Origin of the sequence: Aeromonas sp. Y318-3 (assembly GCF_027706185.1) — a bacterium.
In the GTDB taxonomy this organism is placed as follows: domain Bacteria; phylum Pseudomonadota; class Gammaproteobacteria; order Enterobacterales; family Aeromonadaceae; genus Aeromonas; species Aeromonas veronii.
In genome coordinates this window covers 354,884-380,584 of the sequence record NZ_JAPDCN010000001.1, presented here as the reverse complement: position 1 = coordinate 380,584, position 25,701 = coordinate 354,884, and the positions used below count along the sequence as shown (strand labels likewise).

Below are 25,701 nucleotides of genomic sequence, written 5' to 3'. Positions count from 1 at the left end.
CGGGGCGTTTTTTCTCTCGCTCGTTGACTTCCCTCACCAATCCTGCTGCCACCACAAGTCAGCGCAGAAGTACGGCTATGCTTGTAAGGCTGCTGTCGATGAGGTGTACCTATGGTGGTTCCGTTGTTAAAAAAATGGCTGGTTTGTCTGATGCTGTTGGCTACCAGCCCGCTCGGGGCCACCCCGCTTGTCATTGGTGCCGAAGATGACTGGGCCCCCTACTGCGAGCGAGACAAGGACAATGAGGATGACCAGCCCCACGGACTGGCGCCTGAGCTGGTAAAGGCGGTGTTCGCCGCCGAAGGGATCGAGATTGTGTTTCGCACCCTCCCCTTCGCCCGCTGCATGCACGATGCGAAAAGCGGCAAACTTGCGGGGTGCTTCAACGCTACCATCACCGAAGAGAACCGCTACCAGTACCACTGGCACGACACCCCCATGTTCGAGGAGGATCTCGCCATCTTCGCCCTCGCCAGCGAACCGCAACGGGATCTCAAGCTCACCTCGCTGGAAGGCAAGCGGGTGGGCATCACGCTCGGTTACACCTATCCCACCGATTTTATGGAGAACCCCAGGATCACTCGCTTTCAGGCCAAATCTGATGCCCAGATCCTCGAGATGCTGGTGCGCGGCCGGGTTGACTACATCCTGATGAACGGCATGCCGGGCTACCTGAAGATCCAGCAGAAACAGCTGACCGGCAAGGTGGTCAAGGTTGGCAAACTCTCCACCGATGGCTTCTGGCTCGCCTTCTCCCGCCACCACCCGCAAGGGGAGGCGCTGGCCAAACAGTTCGAGCAGGGACTGCAGAAGATCAAGAACAACGGCACCTATGAGACTCTGATCCGCCAGTTTGAAACCCGACTTGGCTTGCACTGATGGCGGATGCCTTGCTAACACCGAGCCCCTCCCCCCACTACGGTATGCCGGACAGCCAGCGACGCACCGAATGGCCGCGATGATTGCACAATAACGGCAACCTGTTAGGCTCACGCCCGTATGACACCAATGGAGCTGTAATCATGAATAAAGTACATATGATGGCCGCTGGTGCGCTGGCCCTCGGCCTGCTCGCTGGCTGCAATCAGGGCAATACCCTCTCAGTCACTGGTGGCGAACCGGTCAGTTACCAGTGCGAGCAGGGCAAGAAGGTGCAGGTGCGCTACTTCTCTCTCTCCGACGAAAGCCTCAACTTTATCAAGCTGTCACTGCCGGACGGCAAGGATTACACCCTGCCCCAAGCCGTCTCGGCCTCCGGCGCCCGCTATACGGACGAACACGAGGCCGTCTGGTGGAACAAGGGGGATGAGGGCTTTGTCGAGCTTCGGGATCAGGATGGCGAGTGGCAGACCGCCTACAACGACTGCAAACAACAATAAACGTGACCCCGGCCTGGCCGGGGTCTCTCTTTCTCTGGCATCAGAGTGATGGGGGATCAGTTGATCTCGATCTCGAAGCGGTTGGTCACCTCGACCGGAATGGCATCCGGGTTGCCCTCTGCCGGGCTGTAGCGGATCCGCGAGAGGGTCGCCAGCGCGCTCTGTTCCAGTTCGCCGGGGGGCTCGGCCGCCACCACTTCCGGCTTGACCGGCGTGCCGCTGGCATCGATTTGATAGCGAACTTCCACATATCCCTTGACCGGTTTGGTCGGCAGGGTGGGCTCGTCATTGCCAAGCCATGACCACTGCTTCTCCTGAACCCAGTAGCTGGACAACTGCTCGAGAGGGATAGCGATCGGAGCGCGCTCGTGCGCCACCTCCTGACGGGATGAGCACCCCAGCAACAGTGTCACTGCCAGACCTGACCATACTGCGACTTTCCACTTCATGTAACGCTCCTTGTTCTCTGCCGGTGCTTGTTGCCGGACTGCAGGGCGCTCAACGCGGCCCACTTGGTCAGTCACCCATCCTAACGAAAAAGTATTCGTATGAACATGAACAAAAGGGCCAACCCCGAGAGGTTGGCCCTTTTATCGTCAATAAGCTCACTAACCATCCGCTGGCATCAGCCGCGCTTGTCGCTCACCACCAGCCAGAGCGCATGGACCATGCCCGGCAGACCGCCCATCAGGGTCAGCACTATGTTGATTAAAAAGTGCAGGCTAAAGCCCACCTGGATAAACGCGCACACAGGGGGCAGGAAAATGGCCAGCAGGATCTTGAGCAGATTGTTCATCTCGGCTCTCCTCTTCAAGAATGTCGTCAGGATTGGAATGGGCTAACCATAAACATCCCGGACTTCAACTGCAAACCAGACAGGGAATTCGCTCACCCGCATCACGCCAGGCGTTGAGGTCGTGGATCTGCTGATTGCTGCTGCCACGCCAGAGCAGGCCCGGATCTGCCAACGCCTTTTCATACTTGCCATCCACCAGCACATCCAGCAGGGCGACCAGCTCGCGCTGGGCCTCTGACAGTTCGCCGAGCAGATAACCGGTCCAGCACCAGATATCCTTGCCCGGACACTCGGCGCGCACCCGTTTCACCAGCGCCAGCACGTGGGGCACGTTGGCCGGGTGGAGCGGATCGCCGCCGGAGAGCGACAGACCTCGCCGTTTGATGCGGCTGTCGTTGAGATCCGCAATGATGCGATCGCTCATCGTCTCATCGAACGGCTTGCCGCCATCGAGCCGCCAAGTGCTCTGGTTGTAGCAACCCGGGCACTGGTGCTCGCAACCGGAGACAAACAGAGTGGCACGGGTGCCGGGGCCGTTGATCACATCAACCGGGTAGTATTGGTGGTAGTGCATCGTTTGTTTCCTGCCTCGTTCACGGGAAGGCGGCATAGTTGCCGCCCTCCAATGAAAATGGCCCCTTGCGTCAGGGGCCAGCTCTTCATCGCTTGTGCGCTTACATATGTTTGACGCGGCGCTTCACCTCTTCCTGCTTGCCCGCATTGAAGGGGCGCGCATCGGGGCTGCCGAGGTAGCCGCAGACACGGCGGGTCACCGACACCTTGGCCGGGTCATGGTTACCGCAGCGCGGGCAGGTAAAGCCCTTGGAGGTGCACTCGAATTCGCCGGTAAAGCCGCAGTCGTAGCACTCGTCGATGGGGGTGTTGGTACCGTAGTAAGGCACCTTGTCATAGCTGTAATCCCAGACGTTTTCGAGCGCTTCCAGGTTGTGCTGGATGTTGGGGTATTCGCCGTAGCAGATGAAGCCGCCACTGGCGATGGGCGGATAGGGCGCCTCGAAGTCCAGCTTGTCGTACGGGTTGACCTGCTTCTCCACATCGAGGTGGAAGCTGTTGGTGTAGTAGCCCTTGTCGGTCACGCCGGATACCACGCCAAACTCTTTGGCGTCGATGCGGCAGAAACGGGTGCAGAGGTTCTCGCTCGGGGTGGAGTAGAGGCTGAAGCCGTAGCCAGTCTCCTCTTTCCACTCATCAATGGCTGCCCTGAGACGGGCGATGATGGCGATGGCTTTCTGTTGCAGCTCGGTGCTGTCAAACAGGTGAAGCTTGTCACCAAACAGGGCGTTGATGGTCTCGTGAACCCCGATATAACCGAGGGAAATGGAGGCACGACCGTTCTTGAAGATCTCGCTGACGTTGTCGTCCGCCTTCAGCCGCACGCCGCAAGCCCCTTCCATATAGAGGATCGGTGCAACCCGTGCTTTCACCCCGTCCAGACGGGTGATGCGGTACATCAGCGCCTTCTTGGCGACCCGCAGGGAGGCATCGAGACGATCCCAGAAGTCCGCTTCGTCACGGGATTTCAGGGCAATGCGCGGCAGGTTGAGGCTCACCACACCCAGGTTGTTGCGACCTTCGTGGATCAGCTCGCCATTCTCCTCGTAGGCACCGAGGAAGGAGCGGCAACCCATGGGGGTCTTGAAGGAGCCGGTCACTTTCACGACCTGGTCGTAGTTGAGGATGTCCGGATACATCCGCTTGGAGGCACACTCCAGCGCCAGCTGCTTGATGTCGTAGTTGGGATCGCCCTGCTTGTGGTTAAGGCCATCCTTGATGGCGAACACCAGTTTCGGGAACACGGCAGTCTTCTTGTTCTTGCCAAGGCCAGCGATACGGTTGCTGAGGATGGCGCGCTGGATCATCCGCGACTCCCAGCTGTCCCCCAAGCCAAAGCCGAAGGTGACGAACGGCGTCTGACCGTTGGCGGTGTGCAGGGTATTGACTTCGTACTCCAGTGACTGGAATGCGTCGTAGCACTCTTTCTCGGTGCGAGCCATGGCGTAGGCTTCCACATCGGCAATGCCCCACTCTTCGGCCACTTCACGGTGTTTCTGCCAGCTGATGGTCACATAGGGGGCCAGCACTTCATCGATGCGGTTGATGGTGGTGCCGCCATAGATGTGGCTCGCCACCTGGGCGATGATCTGGGCGGTCACGGCCGTGGCGGTGCTGATGGATTTCGGGGTATCGATCTCCGCATTGCCCATCTTGAAGCCGTGGGTCAGCATCCCTTTCAGATCGATCAACATGCAGTTGAACATCGGGAAGAAAGGTGAGTAATCGAGATCGTGGAAATGCAGATCACCGCTCTCATGAGCCTGAACCACATCACGGGGCAGCATGTGGCTGGTGGCATAGTGCTTGGCGACGATACCGGCCAGCAAGTCGCGCTGGGTCGGGATCACCTTGGAGTCTTTGTTGGCATTCTCGTTGAGCAGGGCAGCGTTGGTCTGCTCGACCAGACCGCGGATCTCCTGCGCCAGACGGCCGCGCGCCTCGCGAGCCTGATCCCTGTCGTGACGATATTCGATATAGGCACGGGCGATGGCCTTGTCGTCGGAAGCCATCAGGTGGTTTTCGACCCGGTTCTGGATCTCGTGGATATCAACTTCACCACGCCCTTCCAGCTCCTGACTCACGGCATTGGCAATGCGGGAGGCGAGTGCCGGATTGGCCTGATTGACCGCTTCCGCCGCACGGCTGACCGCCTCTGCAATCAGCTGGGCATTGAATGGTGCGCGACATCCGTCACGTTTGATCACAACCGGTTTCATGAATTTTCCCCGTTAAAAGGCCAGGCATTTGCCTCTGGCTCACCCTTGTTGGGCCCCCCTCCCGGCATCTCGTCCTGGACGCAAATAAATTCAGCCGAGGCTTGACAAGCCTGGGCTGAAGATAGGAGAGGAACAGCTTATACACAGCTTAATAACACAACATATAGGGATTAAAAACGAATGCGTCCCTATATGTGGTGTCTATTAGGCACCAAAGCGCAGCCTCATTTCTTGATCCAGAACAGGTTTTTCAGCGAGCGGGACAGTTCACGACCAACCAAAAAGAGCCCCGTTCAAATCCAATCTCAGGCAGAGTGCGGGCTGGCGTCCGATCCGCCCACCCGAAAAAAAATCGCCCCCCACCGCGCCGGTTTCGAGATGACAGCGCCAACCAAAACCGCCCATACTGAACAAGAACTCTCTCCCCCTCGACAAGGGACAACCCATGCGCACCTCCATGCTGTTGCTACTGTTATCCACCCTCTCACTGCCGCTCTGGGCTGCCAACATTCTGGTGATCAGCAGCTACCATCCCGAATACCTGTGGGACCAAAGCTACAACAAAGGGCTGCTCGATGGTTTGCAGGGTGAGCACAAGATCACTCACTTCTATATGGATACCAAACGCCATCCACGGGAGAAGTTCGACGAAATAGCCCAGCAAGCCATCGCCTTTTATCTCAAGAGCAAACCGGATTTAGTGGTACTGGGGGATGACAACGCCATCAACTATCTGGCCAACGAGATCGCCTCGCTGGGTACCCCGGTGGTCTTTCTCGGCATGAACGAGAATCCCCGCCTCAAGGGCTTTGTCGGCCACCCCAAGATCACCGGCGTGCTGGAGCGCCCCCTGCTCAAGCGCAACATCAGCGAAATAAGCCAGATGATGGGGGGGCTCGACAAGGCGCTGGTGCTGTTTGATTCCAGCAATGTGGCCCTCACTGCCATTGAGGATGAATTCAAGACCCAGACCGAGCTGCGGGTCGGTCAGACCCGGATCAACAGCCAGCTGATGGGGGATTACAGCCTATGGCAGGAGGCAGTGCTCAACGCCAAGAAGAACGGCTATCAGGCGATCTTCCTCGGCCTCTACCACACGCTGGTCGATGACAATGGCAAGCATGTGAGCGAAAAGACGGTGCTGGAGTGGACCAGCGCCAACACGCCGGTGCCGCTCTTCTGTTTCTGGGAGTTTACCGTCGGCAAGGGGATGGCCATCGGCGGGCTGGTGCTGGACGGCCACGATCAGGGGATACAGGCAGCCAGCCTCATCAATACCATTCTGGCGGGCACCCTGCCCCGTACCATCTCCCCGCGAGCGGCCCTGCGCGGCGAATATGTCTTCAGCAAGAGCGAACTGGCCCGCTGGCAGCTCACCGTGCCCGACAAATGGCGCCACAAGATCCTCTGGCGTGAGTGACCGCCGAAACAAAAAAGAGAACCCGGCCATGCCGGGTTCTCTTATATCGGGTGCTGCGGTTAGCAGGTTTGGTGAGAGCTATCAGCCTTGCAACGCATGTTGCAGCTCCTCTTCGGTCCAGATGGTAATGCCGAGCTCCTGCGCCTTGGTCAGCTTGGAACCGGCCGCTTCCCCCGCGACCAGCACATCGGTCTTGGCAGATACCGAACCCGCCACCTTGGCTCCCAGGGCCTGCAGCGCCGCCTTGGCGTCGTTGCGCGACAAGGTGGTCAGCGTACCGGTCAGCACGAAGGTCTTGCCGGCAAAGGGTTGCTCCGCGGCCTCTTTCTTCTCGATGGCCGGCCAGTGGATGCCGGCAGCCAGCAAGGCCTCCAGCACCTCCACGTTGTGGGGCTGACGCAAGAAGTAGTAGACATGCTTGGCCACTACATCGCCCACATCGGCCACTTCGAGCAGTTGCTCCACCGATGCTGCGCGCAGTGCATCCAGGGTGAGGAAGTGGTTGGCAAGGTTGAGCGCAGTCGCCTCCCCCACTTCGCGGATCCCCAGAGCAAACAGGAAGCGCGGCAAGGTGGTACTGCGCGCCGCATCGATGGCGGCTACCAGATTGAGGGCCGATTTTTGCCCCATCCGCTCAAGACCGGCCAGCTGGATGGCGTTGAGGCTAAACAGATCGGCGGGAGTCTTCACCAGCCCCTTGTCCACCAACTGCTCGACAATCTTGTCGCCAAGGCCGTCCACATCCATGGCGCGACGGGCGGCGAAGTGCTTGATCGCCTCCTTGCGCTGCGCCTCGCAGAACAGGCCACCGGAGCAGCGGGCAACAGCTTCCCCTTCCAGCCGCTCGACCGCAGAGCCACACACCGGACACTCGGTCGGGAAGAGGATCGCGCGGGCGTCGCTTGGGCGCTGTGCCTCCACCACAGCGACGATCTGCGGGATCACATCCCCCGCCCGGCGCACGATCACCGTATCGCCAATCATCACGCCGAGACGTTCAATTTCATCAGCATTGTGCAGAGTGGCATTGGAGACAGTCACGCCGCCGACAAACACAGGTTTAAGCTTGGCGACCGGGGTCACGGCGCCGGTGCGGCCGACCTGAAACTCGACGTTCTCAAGCTCTGTCATCTCTTCTTGCGCCGGGAACTTGTGGGCGGTCGCCCAGCGCGGGGCGCGGGCCACAAAGCCGAGCTCCTCTTGCAGAGCGATAGCATCCACCTTGTAGACCACGCCGTCGATCTCGTAAGGGAGCTCGCCACGGCGAGCCAGAATGTCGTCGTGGAACGCCTGACAACCGGCGGCCCCCTCTTTGAGCTTCACCTCGGGACTAAGCGGCAGCCCCCACTCCTTGAGCTGGTTGAGGCGACCAAAGTGAGAGTCACCGAGCAGCTCGCCGCCAACACCGACACCGTAAGCGTAAAAGCTCAGGGGACGGCTGGCGGTGATGCGTGAATCGAGTTGACGCAGGCTGCCGGCGGCGGCGTTGCGCGGGTTGACGAACACCTTCTCGCCCGCTGCCAGCGCCTTGGCGTTCATCGCCTCAAAACCGGCCTTGGGCATAAAGACTTCGCCACGCACCTCGAGCCGCTCTGGCCAGCCAGTGCCGCGCAGCGCGAGCGGAATGGCCTTGATGGTGCGCACGTTCTCGGTGATCTCCTCACCAGTGGCGCCATCGCCCCGGGTGGCCGCCTGCACCAGCTGACCATTAACATAGAGCAGGCTCACCGCCAGACCGTCGAGCTTGGGCTCGCAGCAGAAGGTGAAACGCACGTCACGCTTGAGGCGATCGCTCATGCGCTGTTCGAACGCCTGCAACTCTTCGCTGCTAAAGACGTTATCCAGACTGAGCATGGGGATCTCGTGACGTACCTGTTTGAAGGCGGTCAGCGGCTGACCGCCGACCCGCACGCTGGGTGACGCCGGTGTTTTCAGCTCGGGATTCTCGGCCTCCAGCGCAATCAGCTCGCGCATCAGACGGTCGTATTCAGCGTCGGGTACGGTCGGATTATCCAGCACATAGTACTGGTGACCATATTCGGTAAGCAGTTCACACAATTGACGGTGGCGGGAGAGGGTGTCGCTCATGAAAAAGTCTCGAAGTGTGATTGAACATCCGGCCGGGGTAGAAACAAAAATGCGGTACCAGGGTACCGCACTTTTTCTTCACTCGACCCGCATGGCGTATTAGTCGCGACTGGCCTCGTAGGCAGCCAGCTCGTGACGGTAACGGGCAATTGTCTCGTCGCTCAGCGGGCTGCGATCCATATCTGTCAGCATGGCATCGAGATCGCTGGCCAACTGATCGGCAGCCTGCAGCATATCCTCGAAGGCAAACGCGGCATTGCTGCGCAGCGGCAGTTGCATGAACAGGGAGACACCCGGTGTGGTGAACTGCTCCATCCGGTACGGGTTAAAGGTACCCGGCTTGACCATGTTGATCATGGAGAAGAGCACTTCACCCTTACCGTTGGGATCTTCGTGACGGTGGAAAATATCCATCTCGCCAAACTTGAAGCCCAGCGCCATCAGGGATGAGAGCAGGGTCGCACCTTGCAAGTCGTGACCAGGACGGCCCATCAGGTTGATGACATAGACATCCTGCCAGATCTTCTCGACCGGCTGGGGCGCCATGCGCGGCTCTTCAACCACAGGTGCAGGTGCCACATAGGCCGGCTCTTCATAAACAGGCTCGGGAGCCACATGACGGGGCTGCGGCTGATATTCCGGCTCGGGAGCACGCACCGGTTCTGCACGCACGGTGTCGGCGGTACGGACTGTCTCTGCACGGGCACCAAAAGTTGGAGCGGTCGCGTAAGCGGGCTCAACCAGCGGCTCGTCATCCAGCGACTGCATCATGGGCTCGCGCTGGGGACGGGAACGGTAGACCGGGGTACGACGATTGACCTGAGCAGGTTTACGCACCGGCGCGGCGGGCGCCTCGTCGATCTCCTCGGGCAGCGGTTCGTCGAACGCTTCCTCCTCTTCATAGACAGGAGGCGGCGGAACCGGGCGGGCAGCAGGCTTGCGCACTACGGGCGGCGGCAGATCGTCCTCGTCATCTTCATCATCAAAGGCGGGGACGGCAGGGCGACGACCGAGTTCCGGCTGGCGGCTCTCTTCACTGCGCAGCTTGGGCTCGGCACGACGGCCACCACTGACCACGCGTACCTGGCCGATGCCATCGCTGTCGAAGGCGTCGTTATCACGATCCCGCGACTTGGAGTCCATCCGTCCAATCGGTTTCTCTTTGATCGGTGCCTGACGATTCTTTTTGTTGCTCCACAACCCGTGAATGAGCAATGCCGCAATAGCAATACCGCCCAGGGCAACCAAGATGTAACGCAATTCCTGCATTAGCTGCTTCTCTTTCTAGTTTTGCTCAGCCAAAGCGACGGCTTCACCGATATCGACCGACACAATGCGAGAAACCCCGGGCTCTTGCATCGTGACGCCAACCAGCTGCTCGGCCATCTCCATGGAGACCTTATTATGACTGATGTAAACGAACTGTACTGTGCTCGACATCTCTTTGACAAGAGAACAGAAGCGACCGACGTTCACTTCATCGAGCGGTGCATCCACCTCATCCAGCAGACAAAAAGGTGCTGGGTTGAGTCTGAAGATGGCAAAAACCAGCGCAAGCGCGGTTAACGCCTTCTCCCCCCCGGAAAGCAGGGCAATGGTAGCATTCTTCTTACCCGGAGGTCTCGCCATGATGCTCACTCCGGCCTCCAAAAGATCATCGGAGGTGAGCTCAAGCCAGGCACTGCCCCCACCGAACACTTTCGGAAACAGGGATTTTAAATCTTCGTTGACCTTATCGAAAGTGTCCCGGAACCGTATTTGTGTCTCTTTATCAATTCTTTTAATGGCTTGGCTCAAGGTTTCCAGCGCTTGCTCGAGATCCTGACACTGATTTTCAAGATAGGTTGCCCGGGTTTTCGCCTCTTCGTACTCCTCCAGCGCCGCTAGGTTGATGGCGCCGAGCGCCTCCACTTGCGCCTCCAGGGTCTGGATCTCCTGCCGCAGCTTGCTGCGATCAGCGGCGATCAGCACCGCCTGATCGAGATCCACCAGTCGAACCCCCAACTCTTCGAACTGCTCGTGCAGCCCTTGTCGACGGGTGAGGTTGCGTTCGCGCTCAAGGCGCAGGGTTGCCAGCTTCTCCTGCAACGTCACCAGCTGCTTGTGATCGGCACTTCTGGCCTGTTCCAACTCACCGAGCTGGCGCTCCAGCTCCGCAAGCCGTTGATGGCAGGCGAGCTGCTGCGCCTCCAGATTGCGCTGCTCGGCCAGCAGGGGCGCCAGATCCGGCACCGCTTCGCTATCCGGCCCTTTCAGCCCGGCCAGCTCCAGCCCGAGCCTCGCCAACTCCTCTTCGCCCAGGGTAATGAGTTGGCGCAGATTGCCCAACTCCAGTTGCAAACGCTGGCAGGTCGCTTGTTGCTGCTCGCGGCGCACACGGGCCTCGTCGACCGCCCGCTCGCAGCGGGTCAGCAGCTCCTGGGCGAGCTGCAACCCTTGTGTCAGCGGCTCCCCCTGCTCCTGCAACTCGGCAAGGCGCGCCTCATCGAGTTCCAGTTGTTCACGGGCGCTGGCCAGTCGCTCTGCCTCTTCGGCCTGTTCCTGATCAAGCCGGATCAGCTCTTCGCCGAGCTGACCGAGCCGCTGCAACCGCTCCTGCCGCTGACCCTGTTGCAGGCTCCAGGCTTCGCGCAGTTGTTGCCATTTCTGCTCTTGCTCGCGCAAGGTTCGCTGCGACAACTCCTGCGCACTGGCAAGCTGGGCGCGCCGGGCATCGGCAGCAACAAGTTGCTCGCTCAGCTGTGCCAGCCCCTCGGCAACCCTCTCCTGCTCGGTATGCAACCGCTCACGCTCACCGAGCAGTGCCATGGTGCCGAGCGCCGCGCCCTGCCCCAGATCTGCCCAGTTTGGCCCCAGCCAGTCGCCAGCAGGAGTCAGTACCGACTCACCGGCCGCAAGGCTTGGCTGGCGGGCCAATGCGGCCTCTCGGCTCTCCACCAACCAGATGGCATTGAGGAAGGCGGGAATATGCTCGCCGCCCAGTTGCGCCGCCAGCGTACCGGCAACTGCCGGTTGCGCCGGGCCAATCCAGAGCCCCTCTTGCGCCAGATTGCACTCGTCCGCCGGCGTTGCGGTGAGCCAGCGACCCAGCACCTTGTCGAGTGCCTGTGCCCACTCAGGGGCAACCTGCAGTCGATCGGCCAGGGTCGCCCCCTCCATCTGTTCGCCGAGGATCTGATCCAGGGTCGCCAGCCGCGCCTCCAGCTCCCGCTGCAGGCTCAACTGCTGGCCATGCTGCTGCTTGAGTTGTTCATGGGCCTCGACAGCCTGCGCCAGCTGCTCGGTCAGCTCGTCATTGGCCGCCCGCGTCAGCTCCAGCTCACCACTCAGGGCATCGAGGGCCGGTTGCAGATCGTCGGCCTCTGTATCGAGAGGGCCTGCGCGTTCATCTTCCAGCTTGAGGCGCGCCAGCCGGGTCTTGGCCTGCAGCTCCTGCAAACCACCCAACCGGGTACGGGTCTGGTTGAGCTGCCCCTGCAACCCGGCTAACTGTTGTTGCCACTGCTGCTGGCGCAGGCGGGCCTGCTCCAGCTGCTCGCTGGCGTGCTGACGGGCCTCCTGCTGCTCGGTGAGCAACTGCTCACACTGCTCCAGCCGGGAGCTCTCCTGCTCGGCGCGCAATACCCCTTCGGTCAGCTGATCCTGCTGGCTGGCCAGCTGCGCCTTGCGAGTGGCGATCCGCTCGCCGAGCGCCTCTGCACGGGCCTGCCAGTCGCGCCCCAGTTCACTCTGGTGCAGTTGCTGTTGTTCGAGGCGGGCGATAGCTTGCCCGCCGAGAAAAATCTGTTGCTGACGGCTCGCCTGCTCGGCTTGCGCCTCTTGTCTGGCAACCGACAGGGTGACGTGGCGCCCCTCATCGGCGATGCGCTTTGCATCGAGCGCCGCCAGCGCCTGCTCGGCCTGCGCAAGTTCGGTTTTAGCCTCGCCAAGGCGCGTCTCCAGCGCCCACAACTCGGAGCCAATCAGCTCGGCGCGAGCTGCGCGCGAACGACTCTTGAGCTGTTTGTAGCGCTCGGCCGTTTCGGCCTGGGCTTTGAGGTGGTCAAGGCGCGAACCCAGCTCGCCGCGAATATCGCCGAGGCGCTCCAGGTTCTCCTGAGTGTGGCGAATGCGCTGCTCGGTCTCGCGGCGCCGCTCCTTGTAGCGGGAAACCCCGGCGGCCTCTTCCATAAAGAGCTTGAGATCGGCCGGACGTGACTCCACCAGTCGGCTGACAGTGCCTTGCTCGATGATGGCGTAGCTGCGGGGGCCAAGACCGGTGCCGAGGAAGAGGTCGGTCACATCCTTGCGGCGGCACTTCTGGCCGTTGATCTGATAGTGGTTGGAGCCATCGCGCAGCACTTCGCGGCGCACCGAGATCTCGGTAAAGCGGCCGAACTCGCCGGGCACCCGGTTGTGGGGATTGTCGAACACCAGCTCGACCGAGGCGCGCCCGTGCGCACTGCGATTGATGGAGCCGTTAAAGATGACATCGGTCATGTTCTCGCCGCGCAGATGGCGGGCGGAGCTCTCCCCCAGCACCCAGCGCACCGCGTCGATGACGTTGGATTTGCCACAACCGTTAGGGCCCACCACGGCGGTCATGTCTGCCGACAGTTCGATGCGGGTCGGCTCGACGAACGACTTGAAGCCGGCGAGTTTGATCAGTTTCAGACGCATGGCGACCTGTATCAGTGGCTAAATAAAGAGGATGCGGGCAGGTGACTTTACCGAATCCAGACCCGGCTTTGTGTGTAATATGCAGGCATCATCCCCATTCATGCCCGATTTTTGGTCGCCACGGCACGAAACAAGGAATAGTCGGCGACTTTACCAAATTAAAGGCTTGTTTGTAATATGCTGGCAGTTCTCCCATGCATAGATGGAGCTCACATGAGCCAATCACCCCATATTGTCAAAGATTCAATCAGCGGTGCAGACTATTTCCTGCGCGGGTTTTCCCTTATTCGCCAACCGGGCATCCGCACCTTTGTGCTGATCCCCCTGCTGGTCAATTTCGTGCTGTTTGCCGGGGCCTTCTATGCCCTGCTGCTGCAACTGGACGGCCTGTTCGCCTGGCTCCATCAGCAGATCCCCGCCTGGCTCGACTGGCTGGACTATCTGCTGTGGCCCATCGCCCTCATCACCATACTGGTGGTCTTCTCCTTTATCTTCAGCTCGGTTGCCAACTGGGTAGCCGCCCCCTTCAACGGCCTGCTGGCGGAGAAGGTGGAGCAGATCCTCACCGGTCAGCCCGCCAATGACAGCGGCATGCTGGATATCGTCAAGGATGTGCCACGCACCTTCGGCCGCGAATGGACCAAGCTGAAGTATTACCTGCCCAAGGCCATTGGCTGCCTGATCCTGTTTCTGATCCCGGTGGTAGGCCAGACCCTGGCGCCTGTGCTCTGGTTCCTGTTCAGCGCCTGGATGATGGCGATCCAGTATGTGGATTATCCGTTCGACAACCACAAGATCGACTTCATCACCATGCGTGACGCCTTGAAGCAGCGCCGCGGCAAGTGCCTCAGCTTCGGCGCTCTGGTGACCCTCTTCTCCGCCATTCCGGTGGTGAACCTCTTCGTGATGCCGGTCGCCATCTGTGGCGCCACCGCCATGTGGGTCGATCACTACCGGCAGGAGCAGTTGGGGCGCTAACCCTTGAACATTGATTAGAAAAAAGCACCCGAAACGGTGCCTTTTTCGCATTTGGCATGAATTAAATTAATGCATGCATTCGATAGCTTGTCCCATATGACACGAGTTGGTAGGATTCTGGCCTTTCTCGTTCCCTGGGATATCTCATGTTACATGCACTCTTCTTGGTGGGCCTGGTGGCCGAAGGGATGACCGGCGCGCTGGCCGCGGGTCGGCGACGGATGGATCTGTTTGGTGTGGTGATCATCGCCTCGGCGACGGCCATCGGTGGTGGCACCATTCGCGATGTGCTGCTCGGCCACTATCCGCTGCTCTGGATTGAACATCCGGAATACGTGCTGCTGGTTGCCGCAGCTGCGATGGCAGGTGTGGTCTCCGCCCCCCTGATGCGCTACCTCGGCAAGCTGTTCATGGCCCTTGATGCCCTGGGACTGGTGGTCTTCTCCATCTTCGGTGCGGCCCGGGCGCTGGATATGGGCCACGGCGCCGGTATTGCCTGCATCATGGCGGTAGTGACCGGGGTCTTTGGCGGGGTGCTGCGGGATCTGCTCTGTCAGCGGATTCCGCTGGTGTTTCGTCGCGAGCTCTATGCGGCCATTTCGCTGATCACCGCAGCCCTCTACTGTCTGGCGCTGGATCAGGGCTTGCCCACCAACTGGGCAGCGTTCGGTTCCATCGGGATCGGCTTTGTGCTGCGGCTGCTGGCTGTACGCTTCAAGTGGGGTCTGCCCACTTTCAACTACCAGTACGCGACCCATTGAGTACGCCAGCTTCTGGCGAAGCAGGTTGGATTGCGAGCAACAAAAAAGCGCCCGAGTGGCGCTTTTTTCATGGACGTTCTGCGACTCAGTTAATCCCTTCCGAGCTGAAGAAGGTCGCCTTGTCGGCGATAAAGCGGATCTTGATGTTCTTCCCTTCCCCGCCCCAGAGGCAGCTGGTAGTGCCCAAGGCATCATCACAACGCTCCGCCTTGCCCAGAATGGTGCTGGCCTCGGCGTAGCTCATCCCCATCTTCAACTGGTCGTAATTTTCACGGTTGAGCTTGCTGCAACCGGTCAACAACAGGGCGATCAGGCCGCCAATCACTATCTTTTTCATCGCAATCTCCTCTCTGGTGGGAAGAGCTTGGCAGTTTGCCAACCCCTTTACCAGCTGCGCACCGGGCCGGTATCGAGGTGAACGAAGTTATCACGGGGATAGTAACCAACCCCACCCACCTTGAGCTGGAGCGCCGCCTTGCGCAGATGGGCCAGCTGTACGCCGGGGATCCGCACATCCACCGCCTGCCCCAGGGTGTGGTAGCTGTGCTTGGCCACACCGCGGCTCTTGTGGCGCTTCTGACGATTGGTTGCCGGGGCGCGATAGCCGGAGATCAGCTGGATTTCGCTGCGCCGACCCAACTTGTGCTGCAACAGGAACAGCTGATCAAACAGCTTCTTGTCGATGTTGAACACTTCATTGCGCCGGTAATCGCGGAAGATGTGGTTGAGCTCGGCCAACCCGTCGCTCAGATAGTGGCCATTCTCCCAATAGCTGGCACGCACCCGCTCGCCGGTATTGAGATTGAAGAAACTGAGTTCACGCCCGGTGGTACTGCGGCTGGCCAGTGCAGGGAAGGAGATCAGCGAGCTGCCCAGCAGGCAACCGGCTCCCAACAACAGGCGACGTCGACTTATCTCTTGTTCCAGCATAAGGGGTTCGTCCATCGCAGATTCAAGCGAAAAGGTGAATAAGCTCACTGAGTGAATGTCATACAGGCGCTTGAAACTACCCTCCGGCGGGGGGGCCTGTCAAACCTCAATCGCCCACAGAAAAGCCCGGCACAGGCCGGGCTTTTCACTCTGTGGCAGGGATCACAGCAGGCGGCTCTGGAAGCTGACCCGATCAAATCCGTAGATGTCGTTACGCAATTGCTGGCGACCATTTTCGTCGATCCAGCTGCTCCAGTAGACGGTAAAGACCGGGATCGGCGTGGTGAGCGGCAACCATTTGGTCTGGCTCTCCTTGAGGATATTGGCCACCTTGTCCGGCTGATAGCGGGAGTCCGCCAACAACAGCTCGGCCAGATCGTCCGCATGTTCCACCCGGATGCAGCCCGAGCTGAAGGCGCGCGCCCCCTGTTCGAACAGCGCCTTGCGCGGGGTGGAGTGCAGATAGATGGCGTCATTGTTGGGCAGGTAGAACTTGTAGCGCCCTAGGGCATTGTGATCCCCCGGCTTTTGCCGCAGGCGATAGGGGAAACCGGCGGCCAGCGCCTGATGCCACCCCTCTTCGGTGAACTGGACCGGATTGCCCTCGCTGTCGATCACCTCGAACTGCTCGCGACTCAGGTACGCGGGATCGCGACCCAGCTTGGGCAGGATGTCCTTGCTCAGGATCGAGCGCGGCACATGCCAGGAAGGATTGAGCACGATGGAGCGAATTTCGCTGGCCAGAATGGGGGTGGCCCGCTGCTCCTTGCCGACGATGACCCTGCTGGTAAACACCTCGTTGCCGGACTCCACCACACTCAGGCGGTAGTCAGGAATATTGACCAGCACGTAGCGGCCACCGGCGAGTTGATCCACCAGATCGCGACGCCACAGGTTACGCAGCAGCAGGCTGGCGCGCACTTGCGGGCCGGTATTGAGCCAGGAGCGGGTCTGACGGCCGATAATGCCGTCCGCGGTGAGACCGTGACGACGCTGGAACTGCTTGATGGCCTGCTCGGTATCACCATCGTAAATCTGATCACCATGGCTCGGGGCGCTGTCGCCCAGCTCGTTGAGCATGGCGCGGATCTGGCCAAGCTCGGTGGAGCGCTCTCCGGCACGCAGGGTTGGCATATCGAGGGTCGGCCACTTGCTGGCCATCGGCATTGCCAGCAGTTTGTGCACTTTGGCCCGCACCGCCTCGTATTCCGCCACCTGGGGGCGCAGAGATTTCACTTGGGTGAGCAGGTCATCATCGCTGGGTTGGGTCACCACAGGGCGGTTCAAATCGAGCTTAAGGGTCTTCATCTGCTCGCGAGAGACCAGATCCATCCCCCGCCAGGCGTGCTGGAAACGGCTCAGCTTGGTAAAAATGTCGTCATAGATGGCACCACGCTTGTCTGTATGGGTGGCCTGCAGGCGCTTCCACAGCGTGAAAAAATCGGGGTGCAGCTGGGCAAGCACAGCCTCTTGCAACTGCTGCTCCAGCTCGACACGGGCCTGTTCGGCCTGACTGCCCTGATACCAGTCGTGTCCGGTTTCACTGGCCGCCACCACAACTTGTGCTTCGGTCGCATGTACCGCGCCAGCGGGCAAACATCCCAGCCACACCAGATTGGCAAGGGCCAGCCAATACTTCATCCCCATGGGTACCTCAAAACGGTTTGTTCACTCTGTCAGGCCTGACAAGCAGACCCGATGCTCAGGCCGCTCATGATGCGTGAACGGCCAATACTTTGCTAGCGCTCGGGGGCATAACGCTGCCAGATAATGTCATACGCATCTGTCTCCTTGAACCGCGCCAACGCCTGATTGAATTGTTGCAAGAACTGCGGCGAAAAGCTGCGCTTGCCCAACATAAAGAAGCTTGGCGATTCAGATACCACCATGGGGTGGCTGGTGAACAGACCGCTCATCCCCTCCTTGTTAAGGGCGCTGGGGGTAGCCAGCATGTCACCGAGGAAACCGTCGATCCGCCCGCGGGCCAGCTTCTCATAATTCTGCTGATCGCTCACCGCACTCACCTGTTTGGCATAGCGAGCGAGCAGCGACATCACTTCCTCACCATAGAAGTACTCTTTGGTGACGCCGAGGGAGTAACCACTGGCCAGCCAGCTCGTCAGATCCTGTTCGGGATAGTGGCTGCCCTTGCGGATCCACAGCAAGGTGCGCCCCGGGTTGTAGGAGTCGGAAAACCAGGCATAACGGGCGCGCTCATCATTGATATTCGCCTCCATCGCCATGTCTATCTCGCCATATTCCATTTCGTGCAGTACCCGCTTCCAGGGCAGCTCCACATAGTGGACCTTGCAGTGCATGGAAGTGAGCACAGCCGTCAGCACCTCGGCGGCATAACCGCGCACCTCTTGCGGTGAGTCGGCTTCGTAATAATGGTAGGGGGGCCAGTTATCGTAACCGACCTGAATGGGCTCGGGACACAGGGCCTTGGCCAATGCCATTGGCGCCCATAATCCAAGCAACAGACAGCAAGAGAGCCACTTCATATGTCATCCTTGACGAATAAGTGAGTCATCATAAATCGCCCCCTGCAAAATGGCGATAGAAGCCAGATGACTATCGCATCCGCTAGAAAATGACGCAGCAAAGCGCTTCTATTTGCCAATTGCCCTGCCGGAGCACTACTGGCAACCTGCGCCCCGCCAGACCTGTTTAACCGGGAAACAGCAACGTTTGGAACAGGGGTAAAAAGGGGTTAATATGTGACCAAATATTTTTTTGTGATCCACTATGCTTTTTTTGCAATTGGATTAGCATATGCGCGACATCGGCCTACCCATTCTGTCAGGCATAGAGAGTGATATGACGTACAAAAAGTTCGGTTTTTTGACTGCCATTCTGGCGTTAAGCGGTTTTTATCTTTACACCCTCTATCTGGCTGCTCACCCCAACGTGAGCCTGGCCTACAAACTCTATTATCTGGAAGGCAAAACCCGCTTCTGGGAACACAACTCCAGCATGACCTATCAGCCGGGTAACGAGCTCAATCTGACCAAGCCAAGCCGCTTCCTCTCCAGCGAAGGCTGGGCCAAGAAGCCGAGCGACGAAGGTACCCTGCTTAGCGGTCAGGGCGGTCTCTACTTTGTGCTGCCCAAGCAGGCGGCCAATCCGGATCAGCTTACCGTACAGGCCCGCATCAACAGCCCGGAAGCCGGTGCCCTGTTGAAAGTGGCGCTGGGTCACGACTTCACCACCACGGTGAAACTGGCCAAAGCGGGCATCAACGAAATCCGCCTCAGTCTGCCCGGCGACTCGCTCACGGCAGATCCCAAGCGCCCCAATTTTCTGGCGCTCTCGGCACCTACTCCCATCAATGTGCAGTCGGTACGTTTGACCGTAGCCCAGTGATCCTTGCCCCGAATACCATTTTATAAAAACAACTATCCCAAATAAGGACGTTCTTATGTCGCATCCAGATTTTCGACTCTCTCTGGTCGTTCCCGTTTACAACGAGGAAGAGAGCATCGATGCCTTCATCAACGCGATAGACAACGAACTGGCCCCGCTGAAAGACCAGCTTGAAATTGTATTCGTCAACGATGGCAGCCGTGACCGCACCCGTGAAGTGGTCGAGCAGGCCATCGCCCGTGACCCGCGCGTGACCCTGGTCAACCTGGCACGCAACTTCGGTAAAGAAGCGGCCCTGACCGCCGGTCTGCATCAGGCCAAAGGGGATGCCATAGTGCCGATGGATGTGGATCTGCAAGACCCGCCCGCCCTGATCCTGGAGTTCGTCAAACTGTGGCAGACCGGTGACTATGACACCGTCTACGGCATCCGAGTCGATCGCAGCGCCGATACCCCGATGAAGCGCCTGACTGCCGGTGGCTTCTACCGCTTCTTCAACGCCCTCTCCACCAGCACCAAGCTGCCGGAGAACGCCGGTGACTTCCGCCTGATCGACCGTCGAGTGGTCGAGGCGATCAAGCTGCTGCCGGAGCGCAACCGCTTTATGAAGGGTCTGTTTGCCTGGGCCGGTTTCCGTGCCGTTGGCGTCCCCTACGAGCGCCCGGCCCGTCACGCCGGTGAAACCAAGTTCAACTATTGGAAACTGTGGAACTTCGCCCTCGACGGTCTGCTCAGCTTCTCCAGCTGGCCGCTGCGGGTCTGGAGCTATGTGGGTGTCAGCGTCTCGCTGGTTGCCTTCCTCTATATCCTGAAAATCATCACCCAGGTGATCTTCTTCGGCATCGACGTACCCGGCTATGCCTCACTGATGTCCGTGGTGCTGTTCCTCGGCGGTATCCAACTACTGTCGCTCGGCATCATCGGCGAGTACATCGGCCGCATGTTTGTGGAAGTGAAACAGCGCCCGGTCTACCTCATTGAAGGGGTCTATGGCCAGTATGCCAAGCAGGATGCGGCCAAACCGCAGAGCGCTGACAGCAACCCGCAAGAGCAGCAGGAGCAAGCGCCTCAATGATCTCCCGCGAGGAATTCTGGCGGCTGGTACGTTTCGGTTTTGTCGGCGGGGGGGCTACCCTCGTCGACCTTGGCACCTCCATCGCACTGTTTCATACCTGGCCCACCATCTCGGAGCACCTGGTTACCACGCTGGCTTTTGCCATCGCGTTCTGGTTCTCCTTCTTTGGTCACCGCTACATCACCTTCCAGAAGCAGGGAGCCGCCAGCAAGTTTCTGCTGGTTGCCCTCTTCTCGCTGGCGGTGCGTAACCTGATACTGAGCGGCCTGCTGTTTGCGGGACTATCCGGTCTGCTGCCGGTGGTCATCGCCACCCTGACCGTTACCGTCCTCACTTACGTTCTCTCTCGCGTCTGGGTTTTTGCCTGATGAATGATATGACCAATACTGTCCCGCTAACCGGGGCTGCACTCCCCTATCGCCCGTCACTGCGCATCAGCGGTCGTGACTGGCTGATGATCATCGCCGCCTTCATGCTGAGCCGGGTGGCGCTGTATGGCATGGGCTACTTCGGTGTCCAGCTCTATGGCTCCCCCGACATTGGCCCGCTGCAGGCCTATTGCCAGTTCGACTGCGTCTGGTTCCAGCGCATCATCGAAAACGGCTACGACCTCTACCCGCGCTGGCTGAGCAAGGGCAATGCGGCCAACTGGGCCTTTATGCCGCTCTATCCGATGGTCTCCGGTGCCATCTCCAACCTGTTCAATGTCGAGAGCCTGATCGGCCTCATCATTGTTACCAATATCTCCTTCTTCGCCAGCCTGCCGCTGATGCTGCTGGTGTTGCGTCAGCTCAAGCTGGGGGACGATACCGCCCGCTTCGGCGTCTGGCTGCTCGCCTTCTCCCCCTTCTCCGCCTACTTCGTCTCCGGTTATACCGAGTCGACCTTTATGGCGCTGATGCTGGGGATGTTCCTGTTCGCCTATCGGGAGCAGTGGCTGATGGTGGCCGTGCTGGGGGTCTGTATCTCCGCCACCCGCAACCTGGGGGTGATGATGGTCTTCCCGGTGCTGATCCTGGCGCTGCAAGCTTACGGCTGGCGGGAATTTTTCCGCTTTACCGAGCGCGCCTTCAAGGTGGTGTTCACCCTCTGGATGATCCCGTTTGGCCTGTTTGCCTACATGGTCTACCTCTATCACCTGACCGGCGACGCCTTCGCCTTCAAACACATTCAGGTGGCCTGGGGTCGCTACATGGACAGCCCGCTGGACTGGTGGCTGAGCGGTTTCGAGCTGGGCGGCCGCAAGGCTTACCTCTCCATCATGGTGATCTTCGGCTGGTGCCTGAACGGCTACCTGTTCAGCCAGAAACGCTGGGCCGAAGCGACCCTGATGTTCATCTGCTGTACCATCCCGCTGATGACCGGCCTCAACGCCATGCCACGCTACATGTTCGGGCTCTACCCGACCCTGCTGGCCATCATTCTGCTGACCCATCGCTGGCCAGCCATCCGCCCGGCGGTGCTCTGCATCAGCGGCATGGTTGCCTCCTTCATCGCGGTGGCCTTCGTCAACTTCAAGTTTTTCACCGTCTGATGTGACGACAATGCCTGATACACCAAATGCCGGTCACCTGACCGGCATTTTTTATGGCCGCTATTTTTATCGACAGAGCCTCCCATCTCCTCTCCGTCACACTTTCCTCGGCTTGAAAACGTAACCATTTGAACTGATGTCACAAATCGGCGTTTTGCCGATCCAAGGCGCGCTTTGCTGCTCCTAGAATGGGCCCTTGTCCGAACTGCCCTGCTCAAGGAATGGCTTATGCGTCGTGCTCATCACTTATCCCCTCTCTGGCTCGCCCTGCTGGCCGCCCCTCTGTTCATCCAACAGGCGATGGCTGCCCCCGAGGTTCGCCTCTATGTAGATGGTCAGCCGGTGGCGACTCCGATCGCGCTGGACAAGGGTACGGTGGAGCTGATCCATCCCCTTGCCAAGGGGAGCCACCAGATCCGCATCAGCGACGCAGGCAACAGTTGCGGCACCAGCTTTGGCCCGAGTGAGAGCAAGCCACTCTCCTTCGGCACCGCCCAGCCCATGGACAAATGCAGCAAGGATCACAGCTTTACCCTGCGGGTGATGCTGGCCGGGGAGTATCAGTTCACCTTCAACCCGGATATCCCCAGCCTCAAGGTGTTGCGGGCGACCAAGAAGAGCGAGTTCAAGCGCCAGCCACCAGAAGAGCCCTGCATCAGCTGGGATGGCGGCCCGGTCACTGTGTCGCTCAAAGGGGTCTGGCCCGACGGCACCCGACTGAGGGATGCCTACTCAAAACAGGAGGCGGTGGTCAAACAGGGCAAGCTGACCCTGACCCCGAGCAAAGAGAGCGGTGGCCTGCTGCTGCTCGAACCGGTCAAGGCGGCCAAGCCAGCACCGTTCAGCTGGGATCAGGCGAGCGTCTATTTCCTGCTGACCGATCGCTTCCACAACGGCGACCCCGCCAACGACCACAGCTTCGGCCGCCAGAAGGATGGTCAGGATGAGGTAGCCACCTGGCACGGCGGTGACTTCAAGGGGCTGACCGAGAAGCTCGACTACATCAAGAGCCTCGGCATGAACGCCATCTGGATCACCCCCATGGTGGAGCAGGTGCACGGCTTTATCGGCGGTGGCGAGCAGGGCAACTTCCCCTTCTACGCCTACCACGGCTACTGGGCGCTCGACTTCACCAAGATTGACCCCAACTACGGCGATGAAGAGAGCCTGAAAACCCTGGTGGACGAGGCCCACAAGCGCGGCATGCGGATCATCCTCGACGTGGTGATGAACCACGCCGGTTACGCTACCCTCGCCGACTTGCAAGATCTGGGGCTCACCGAGCTAACTCAGAACAGCAGCAAACTGCCGACCGTCTGGAACCAGTGGCGCCCGAGCGGCGGTCTCAACTGGCATGGCTACAACCAGTTCATCGACTATCAATCACCCGCGTGGAACAAGTGGTGGAGTGGTGACTGGGTGCGCGCCGGTCTGCCCGGCTACCCGCAGCCCGGCACCGACGATGTCACCGGCTCGGTGGCGGGGCTGCCGGACTTTCTCACCGAATCGACCAAACCGGTAGGGCTGCCGCCGTTGCTGGCGGCGAAAAAAGATACCCTTGCCAAGGCGCTACCCGACGCTACCGTGAGCGACTACCTGATCGCCTGGCACACCGACTGGGTGCGCCGCTTTGGCATCGACGGCTTCCGCGCCGACACCGTCAAGCATCTGGAGCCCGAGGTGTGGGCCAAGCTCAAACAGGCGGGCACCGCTGCGCTCAAGGAGTGGAAGACTGCGAACCCGGGCAAGGCCCTCGACGATCTGCCCTTCTACATGGTGGGCGAGGTGTGGGATCACGGGGTAGCCAAGGATTTCTGGTATCAGAACGGTTTCGATTCCCTGATCAACTTCGACTATCAGCGCGAGTTCGCACTGTCACAGGCCCAGTGCATGGCCAGCGCCGAGCCCACCTATGCCAGCTACGCCAGCCGTATCAATCAGGATCCCGAGTTCAACGTGTTGAGCTACATCAGCTCCCACGACACCAAGCTGTTCTTTGGCGACTATCAGGATGTGCCGCTACAGCGCCGGGTCGCCAACAGCTTTATGCTGCTGCCGGGCGGCATCCAGCTCTACTATGGCGACGAGTCCGGCCGGGGGCTGGCCAAAGATGGCGGGGTGTTCGATCAGGCGTTGCGCTCGGACATGAACTGGCAGGAGCTGGCCAGCGGTGACAAGGCTGAGCTGGTCAAGCACTGGCAGCAACTGGGCCAGTTCCGCGCCGCCCATCCGGCCATTGCGGCAGGCAGCCACCAGAAACTCTCGGATGCCCCCTACGCCTTCGTGCGGGAGAAGGGGGATGACAAGGTAGTGGTGGTCTTTGCCGGCCGGCAGAAGTAACCCTTAAGCCACATTGACCAGCAGCAGAGAGGGGGGCCACTGGCTCCCCTCTCTCGTTTATCTATCTGCCAAGGCTCACTGTGACTGGCGCGCCGCCACCGGCCACTGCAACCGCGCCTTGAGCAGGGTCTCCTGCCACAGAGGCCAAGAGAGCAGCGCCTGCTGATAGGCTCCGGCCTGACCGGGCAACAGGATGCCGTAGCTGGCCAGCCGATAGGCCATCACCGCATAGAAGGCATCGACAATGCCCGCCTCGCCAAAGTAGAAGGGGCCCCGCGCCTGCGACCAGATCTCCTGCAAACGGGCCAGCTCACCGACCGCCTCCACCGGGGGATCGATACGGGTTGGCGCCCCAAGAAAGAAGGGGAGCAGAGAACGGATCTGCCGAAATCCCGCGTGCAACTCGGCGCAGAGGCTGCGAGCCAGTGCCCGCTCGGCCAGCAAAACCGGATAGAGCTGACGGTCGGGACAGAGCTCGTGAACATATTCGGCGATGGCCAGCGAGTCGTGAACCCGCACGCCATCGTGTTCGAGCCAGGGCACCAGACCGGCCGGTGCCAGCCGCTTGAGCCGCGCCAGCGACTTGGCATCCTCCAGATCGAACACCTGCTCCTGCCACGTCAGCCCGCTCATGGCGAGCACCAGCGCCGCCCGCATCGCCCAGGTGGAGCCGGTGCCCACCGCCAATACCAAGGATCCCATCTGCTGCCTCCTGCATGCGTTGCCTGCGACCGGCCGATCTGCCCTGATGGCAAAACATCCGATGGTCGCTTCACATTTGCGCACCCGCGGGTTTGACCCTCTTGGTGAGCGATGCTAGTTTGATTTTTCAAAACAATCAGTTAGCAACAATGTGAGCCATTAACCGAAATATGGACAGCCAATTTACCATCGTCATCGCAGATGACCACCCCCTGTTTCGGGGCGCCCTTTACCAAGCGGTGCACATGGCCATCAACGACGCTCAATTGCTGGAAGCGGACTCCATCGACAGCCTGACCAGCCTGCTCGGCGAGCACCCCGAAGTTGACCTGTTGCTGCTCGATCTCAAGATGCCGGGGGCCAACGGCTTCGAGGGGCTGGCACACCTGCGCGGCCAGTATCCCGACCTGCCTATCGTGGTGGTCTCCGCTTCGGAAGATGCGGCCATCATCCAGCAGGTGTTGCGGCTCGGGGCGCTCGGCTTTATTCCCAAATCGGTACCGATGAAGGAGCTGGTCAACGCCCTCAATACGGTGATCGGGGGGGATAACTGGGTGCCGGAAGGCATCTCGCTCCATCCCGAATCGGAAGATGGCCCCGATTTCGCCAGCAAGCTGGCCAGCCTCACTCCCCAGCAATACAAGGTGCTGATCATGCTGCGCGATGGCAGCCTCAACAAACAGATCGCCTGGGAGCTCAATGTCTCCGAAGCCACCATCAAGGCCCATATCACCGCCATCTTCAGAAAATTGGGTGTCAAAAACCGCACTCAGGCGGTTATCGCCCTGCAACAGCTCGATATCAAGGAGAGCTGAAACCTGCGCGCAGTGACACGCACGAGACGACATAGCCAGCCATGCTGGCTATTTGTTGCTCGACAA

The 25,701-nt window shown here is 59.9% G+C and carries 23 protein-coding genes; 11 read left to right on the top strand and 12 right to left on the bottom strand.

Translation table 11 applies throughout. The features are described 5' to 3' along the window. The first annotated feature begins 150 nt into the window (after window positions 1-150). Both OKB77_RS01815 and OKB77_RS01810 read left to right on the top strand, forming a co-directional pair. A complete protein-coding gene (locus OKB77_RS01815; protein WP_236268053.1) occupies window positions 151-879 on the top strand; it encodes a substrate-binding periplasmic protein in 729 nt (242 codons plus the stop codon). A gap of 143 nt (window positions 880-1,022) precedes the next feature. Beyond that, window positions 1,023-1,379, top strand: coding sequence for an MliC family protein (locus OKB77_RS01810; RefSeq protein ID WP_005349873.1), 357 nt, complete (start codon window positions 1,023-1,025; stop codon window positions 1,377-1,379). Between the two features lie 56 nt (window positions 1,380-1,435). Here OKB77_RS01810 and OKB77_RS01805 read toward each other — a convergent pair whose 3' ends face one another. From OKB77_RS01805 to nrdD, 4 genes are all read right to left on the bottom strand, one after another. Then, window positions 1,436-1,828: a TonB family protein gene (locus OKB77_RS01805; protein WP_270816843.1), complete on the bottom strand. Its 393-nt coding sequence runs from the start codon at window positions 1,826-1,828 to the stop codon at window positions 1,436-1,438. Between the two features lie 176 nt (window positions 1,829-2,004). After that, a complete protein-coding gene (locus tag OKB77_RS01800) occupies window positions 2,005-2,175 on the bottom strand; it encodes a YqaE/Pmp3 family membrane protein (RefSeq protein WP_005338440.1) in 171 nt (56 codons plus the stop codon). Between the two features lie 64 nt (window positions 2,176-2,239). Then, window positions 2,240-2,749, bottom strand: coding sequence for an anaerobic ribonucleoside-triphosphate reductase-activating protein (gene nrdG, locus OKB77_RS01795; RefSeq protein ID WP_150390407.1), 510 nt, complete (start codon window positions 2,747-2,749; stop codon window positions 2,240-2,242). Between the two features lie 100 nt (window positions 2,750-2,849). Next, window positions 2,850-4,967 (bottom strand): anaerobic ribonucleoside-triphosphate reductase, encoded by a 2,118-nt coding sequence (nrdD, locus tag OKB77_RS01790; RefSeq protein WP_151286702.1) that lies wholly within the window; start codon window positions 4,965-4,967, stop codon window positions 2,850-2,852. Window positions 4,968-5,412: 445 nt separating this feature from the next. Between nrdD and OKB77_RS01785 the strand changes: the two genes are divergently transcribed. After that, window positions 5,413-6,387, top strand: a complete 975-nt coding sequence (locus tag OKB77_RS01785) for an ABC transporter substrate-binding protein (protein ID WP_064337044.1) — start codon at window positions 5,413-5,415, stop codon at window positions 6,385-6,387. 81 nt (window positions 6,388-6,468) lie between these two features. Here the strand turns inward: OKB77_RS01785 and ligA are convergent, their stop codons facing one another. The 3 genes from ligA to OKB77_RS01770 form a co-directional block, all read right to left on the bottom strand. Continuing rightward, window positions 6,469-8,475: an NAD-dependent DNA ligase LigA gene (gene ligA, locus OKB77_RS01780; protein ID WP_270816842.1), complete on the bottom strand. Its 2,007-nt coding sequence runs from the start codon at window positions 8,473-8,475 to the stop codon at window positions 6,469-6,471. A gap of 99 nt (window positions 8,476-8,574) precedes the next feature. Beyond that, window positions 8,575-9,744 carry a cell division protein ZipA gene (zipA, locus tag OKB77_RS01775; RefSeq protein WP_040066671.1) on the bottom strand — a complete coding sequence of 390 codons (1,170 nt, stop codon included), beginning with the start codon at window positions 9,742-9,744 and terminating at the stop codon, window positions 8,575-8,577. A 15-nt stretch (window positions 9,745-9,759) separates the two neighbouring features. Beyond that, a complete protein-coding gene (locus OKB77_RS01770; protein ID WP_270816841.1) occupies window positions 9,760-13,134 on the bottom strand; it encodes an AAA family ATPase in 3,375 nt (1,124 codons plus the stop codon). Between the two features lie 213 nt (window positions 13,135-13,347). Between OKB77_RS01770 and cysZ the strand changes: the two genes are divergently transcribed. After that, window positions 13,348-14,112, top strand: a complete 765-nt coding sequence (cysZ, locus tag OKB77_RS01765; protein ID WP_236368022.1) for a sulfate transporter CysZ — start codon at window positions 13,348-13,350, stop codon at window positions 14,110-14,112. Window positions 14,113-14,258: 146 nt separating this feature from the next. Then, entirely contained in the window at window positions 14,259-14,873 is a 615-nt protein-coding gene (locus tag OKB77_RS01760; protein WP_005338456.1) for a trimeric intracellular cation channel family protein, read from the top strand. 85 nt (window positions 14,874-14,958) lie between these two features. Here the strand turns inward: OKB77_RS01760 and OKB77_RS01755 are convergent, their stop codons facing one another. The 4 genes from OKB77_RS01755 to OKB77_RS01740 all read right to left on the bottom strand — a co-directional run bounded on the left by OKB77_RS01755 (window position 14,959) and on the right by OKB77_RS01740 (window position 18,307). Next, the gene (locus OKB77_RS01755; RefSeq protein WP_005338457.1) at window positions 14,959-15,210 is read right to left on the bottom strand and encodes a lipoprotein; all 252 of its coding nucleotides are present in this window, start codon (window positions 15,208-15,210) and stop codon (window positions 14,959-14,961) included. A 47-nt stretch (window positions 15,211-15,257) separates the two neighbouring features. After that, the gene (locus tag OKB77_RS01750; protein WP_005338458.1) at window positions 15,258-15,803 is read right to left on the bottom strand and encodes a DUF882 domain-containing protein; all 546 of its coding nucleotides are present in this window, start codon (window positions 15,801-15,803) and stop codon (window positions 15,258-15,260) included. Window positions 15,804-15,965: 162 nt separating this feature from the next. Continuing rightward, window positions 15,966-17,450, bottom strand: coding sequence for a L,D-transpeptidase family protein (locus OKB77_RS01745; protein WP_216978243.1), 1,485 nt, complete (start codon window positions 17,448-17,450; stop codon window positions 15,966-15,968). Between the two features lie 92 nt (window positions 17,451-17,542). Next, on the bottom strand, window positions 17,543-18,307 hold the full coding sequence (locus OKB77_RS01740; protein WP_216978242.1) for a substrate-binding periplasmic protein: 765 nt from the start codon (window positions 18,305-18,307) through the stop codon (window positions 17,543-17,545). A gap of 316 nt (window positions 18,308-18,623) precedes the next feature. On the opposite strand from OKB77_RS01740, the gene OKB77_RS01735 reads away from it, so the two are divergent. The 5 genes from OKB77_RS01735 (at window position 18,624) to OKB77_RS01715 (ending at window position 24,118) form a co-directional block, all read left to right on the top strand. After that, complete coding sequence (locus tag OKB77_RS01735) at window positions 18,624-19,169, top strand: hypothetical protein (protein WP_041202288.1); 546 nt, start codon at window positions 18,624-18,626, stop codon at window positions 19,167-19,169. A gap of 55 nt (window positions 19,170-19,224) precedes the next feature. Beyond that, window positions 19,225-20,244: a glycosyltransferase family 2 protein gene (locus OKB77_RS01730; protein ID WP_058056731.1), complete on the top strand. Its 1,020-nt coding sequence runs from the start codon at window positions 19,225-19,227 to the stop codon at window positions 20,242-20,244. Then, the gene (locus OKB77_RS01725) at window positions 20,241-20,612 is read left to right on the top strand and encodes a GtrA family protein (RefSeq protein WP_005338463.1); all 372 of its coding nucleotides are present in this window, start codon (window positions 20,241-20,243) and stop codon (window positions 20,610-20,612) included. Before OKB77_RS01730 ends, OKB77_RS01725 begins: the two co-directional genes overlap by 4 nt. Continuing rightward, window positions 20,612-21,778: a hypothetical protein gene (locus OKB77_RS01720; RefSeq protein WP_042079851.1), complete on the top strand. Its 1,167-nt coding sequence runs from the start codon at window positions 20,612-20,614 to the stop codon at window positions 21,776-21,778. Before OKB77_RS01725 ends, OKB77_RS01720 begins: the two co-directional genes overlap by 1 nt. 228 nt (window positions 21,779-22,006) lie before the next feature. Beyond that, the gene (locus OKB77_RS01715) at window positions 22,007-24,118 is read left to right on the top strand and encodes an alpha-amylase (protein WP_270816840.1); all 2,112 of its coding nucleotides are present in this window, start codon (window positions 22,007-22,009) and stop codon (window positions 24,116-24,118) included. A 75-nt stretch (window positions 24,119-24,193) separates the two neighbouring features. Here OKB77_RS01715 and OKB77_RS01710 read toward each other — a convergent pair whose 3' ends face one another. Continuing rightward, window positions 24,194-24,820: a glutathione S-transferase gene (locus OKB77_RS01710; protein WP_257726120.1), complete on the bottom strand. Its 627-nt coding sequence runs from the start codon at window positions 24,818-24,820 to the stop codon at window positions 24,194-24,196. A 170-nt stretch (window positions 24,821-24,990) separates the two neighbouring features. Here OKB77_RS01710 and OKB77_RS01705 point away from each other — a divergent pair, with 170 nt between their 5' ends. Beyond that, a complete protein-coding gene (locus tag OKB77_RS01705) occupies window positions 24,991-25,635 on the top strand; it encodes a response regulator (RefSeq protein WP_005338467.1) in 645 nt (214 codons plus the stop codon). Window positions 25,636-25,701 lie beyond the last annotated feature (66 nt).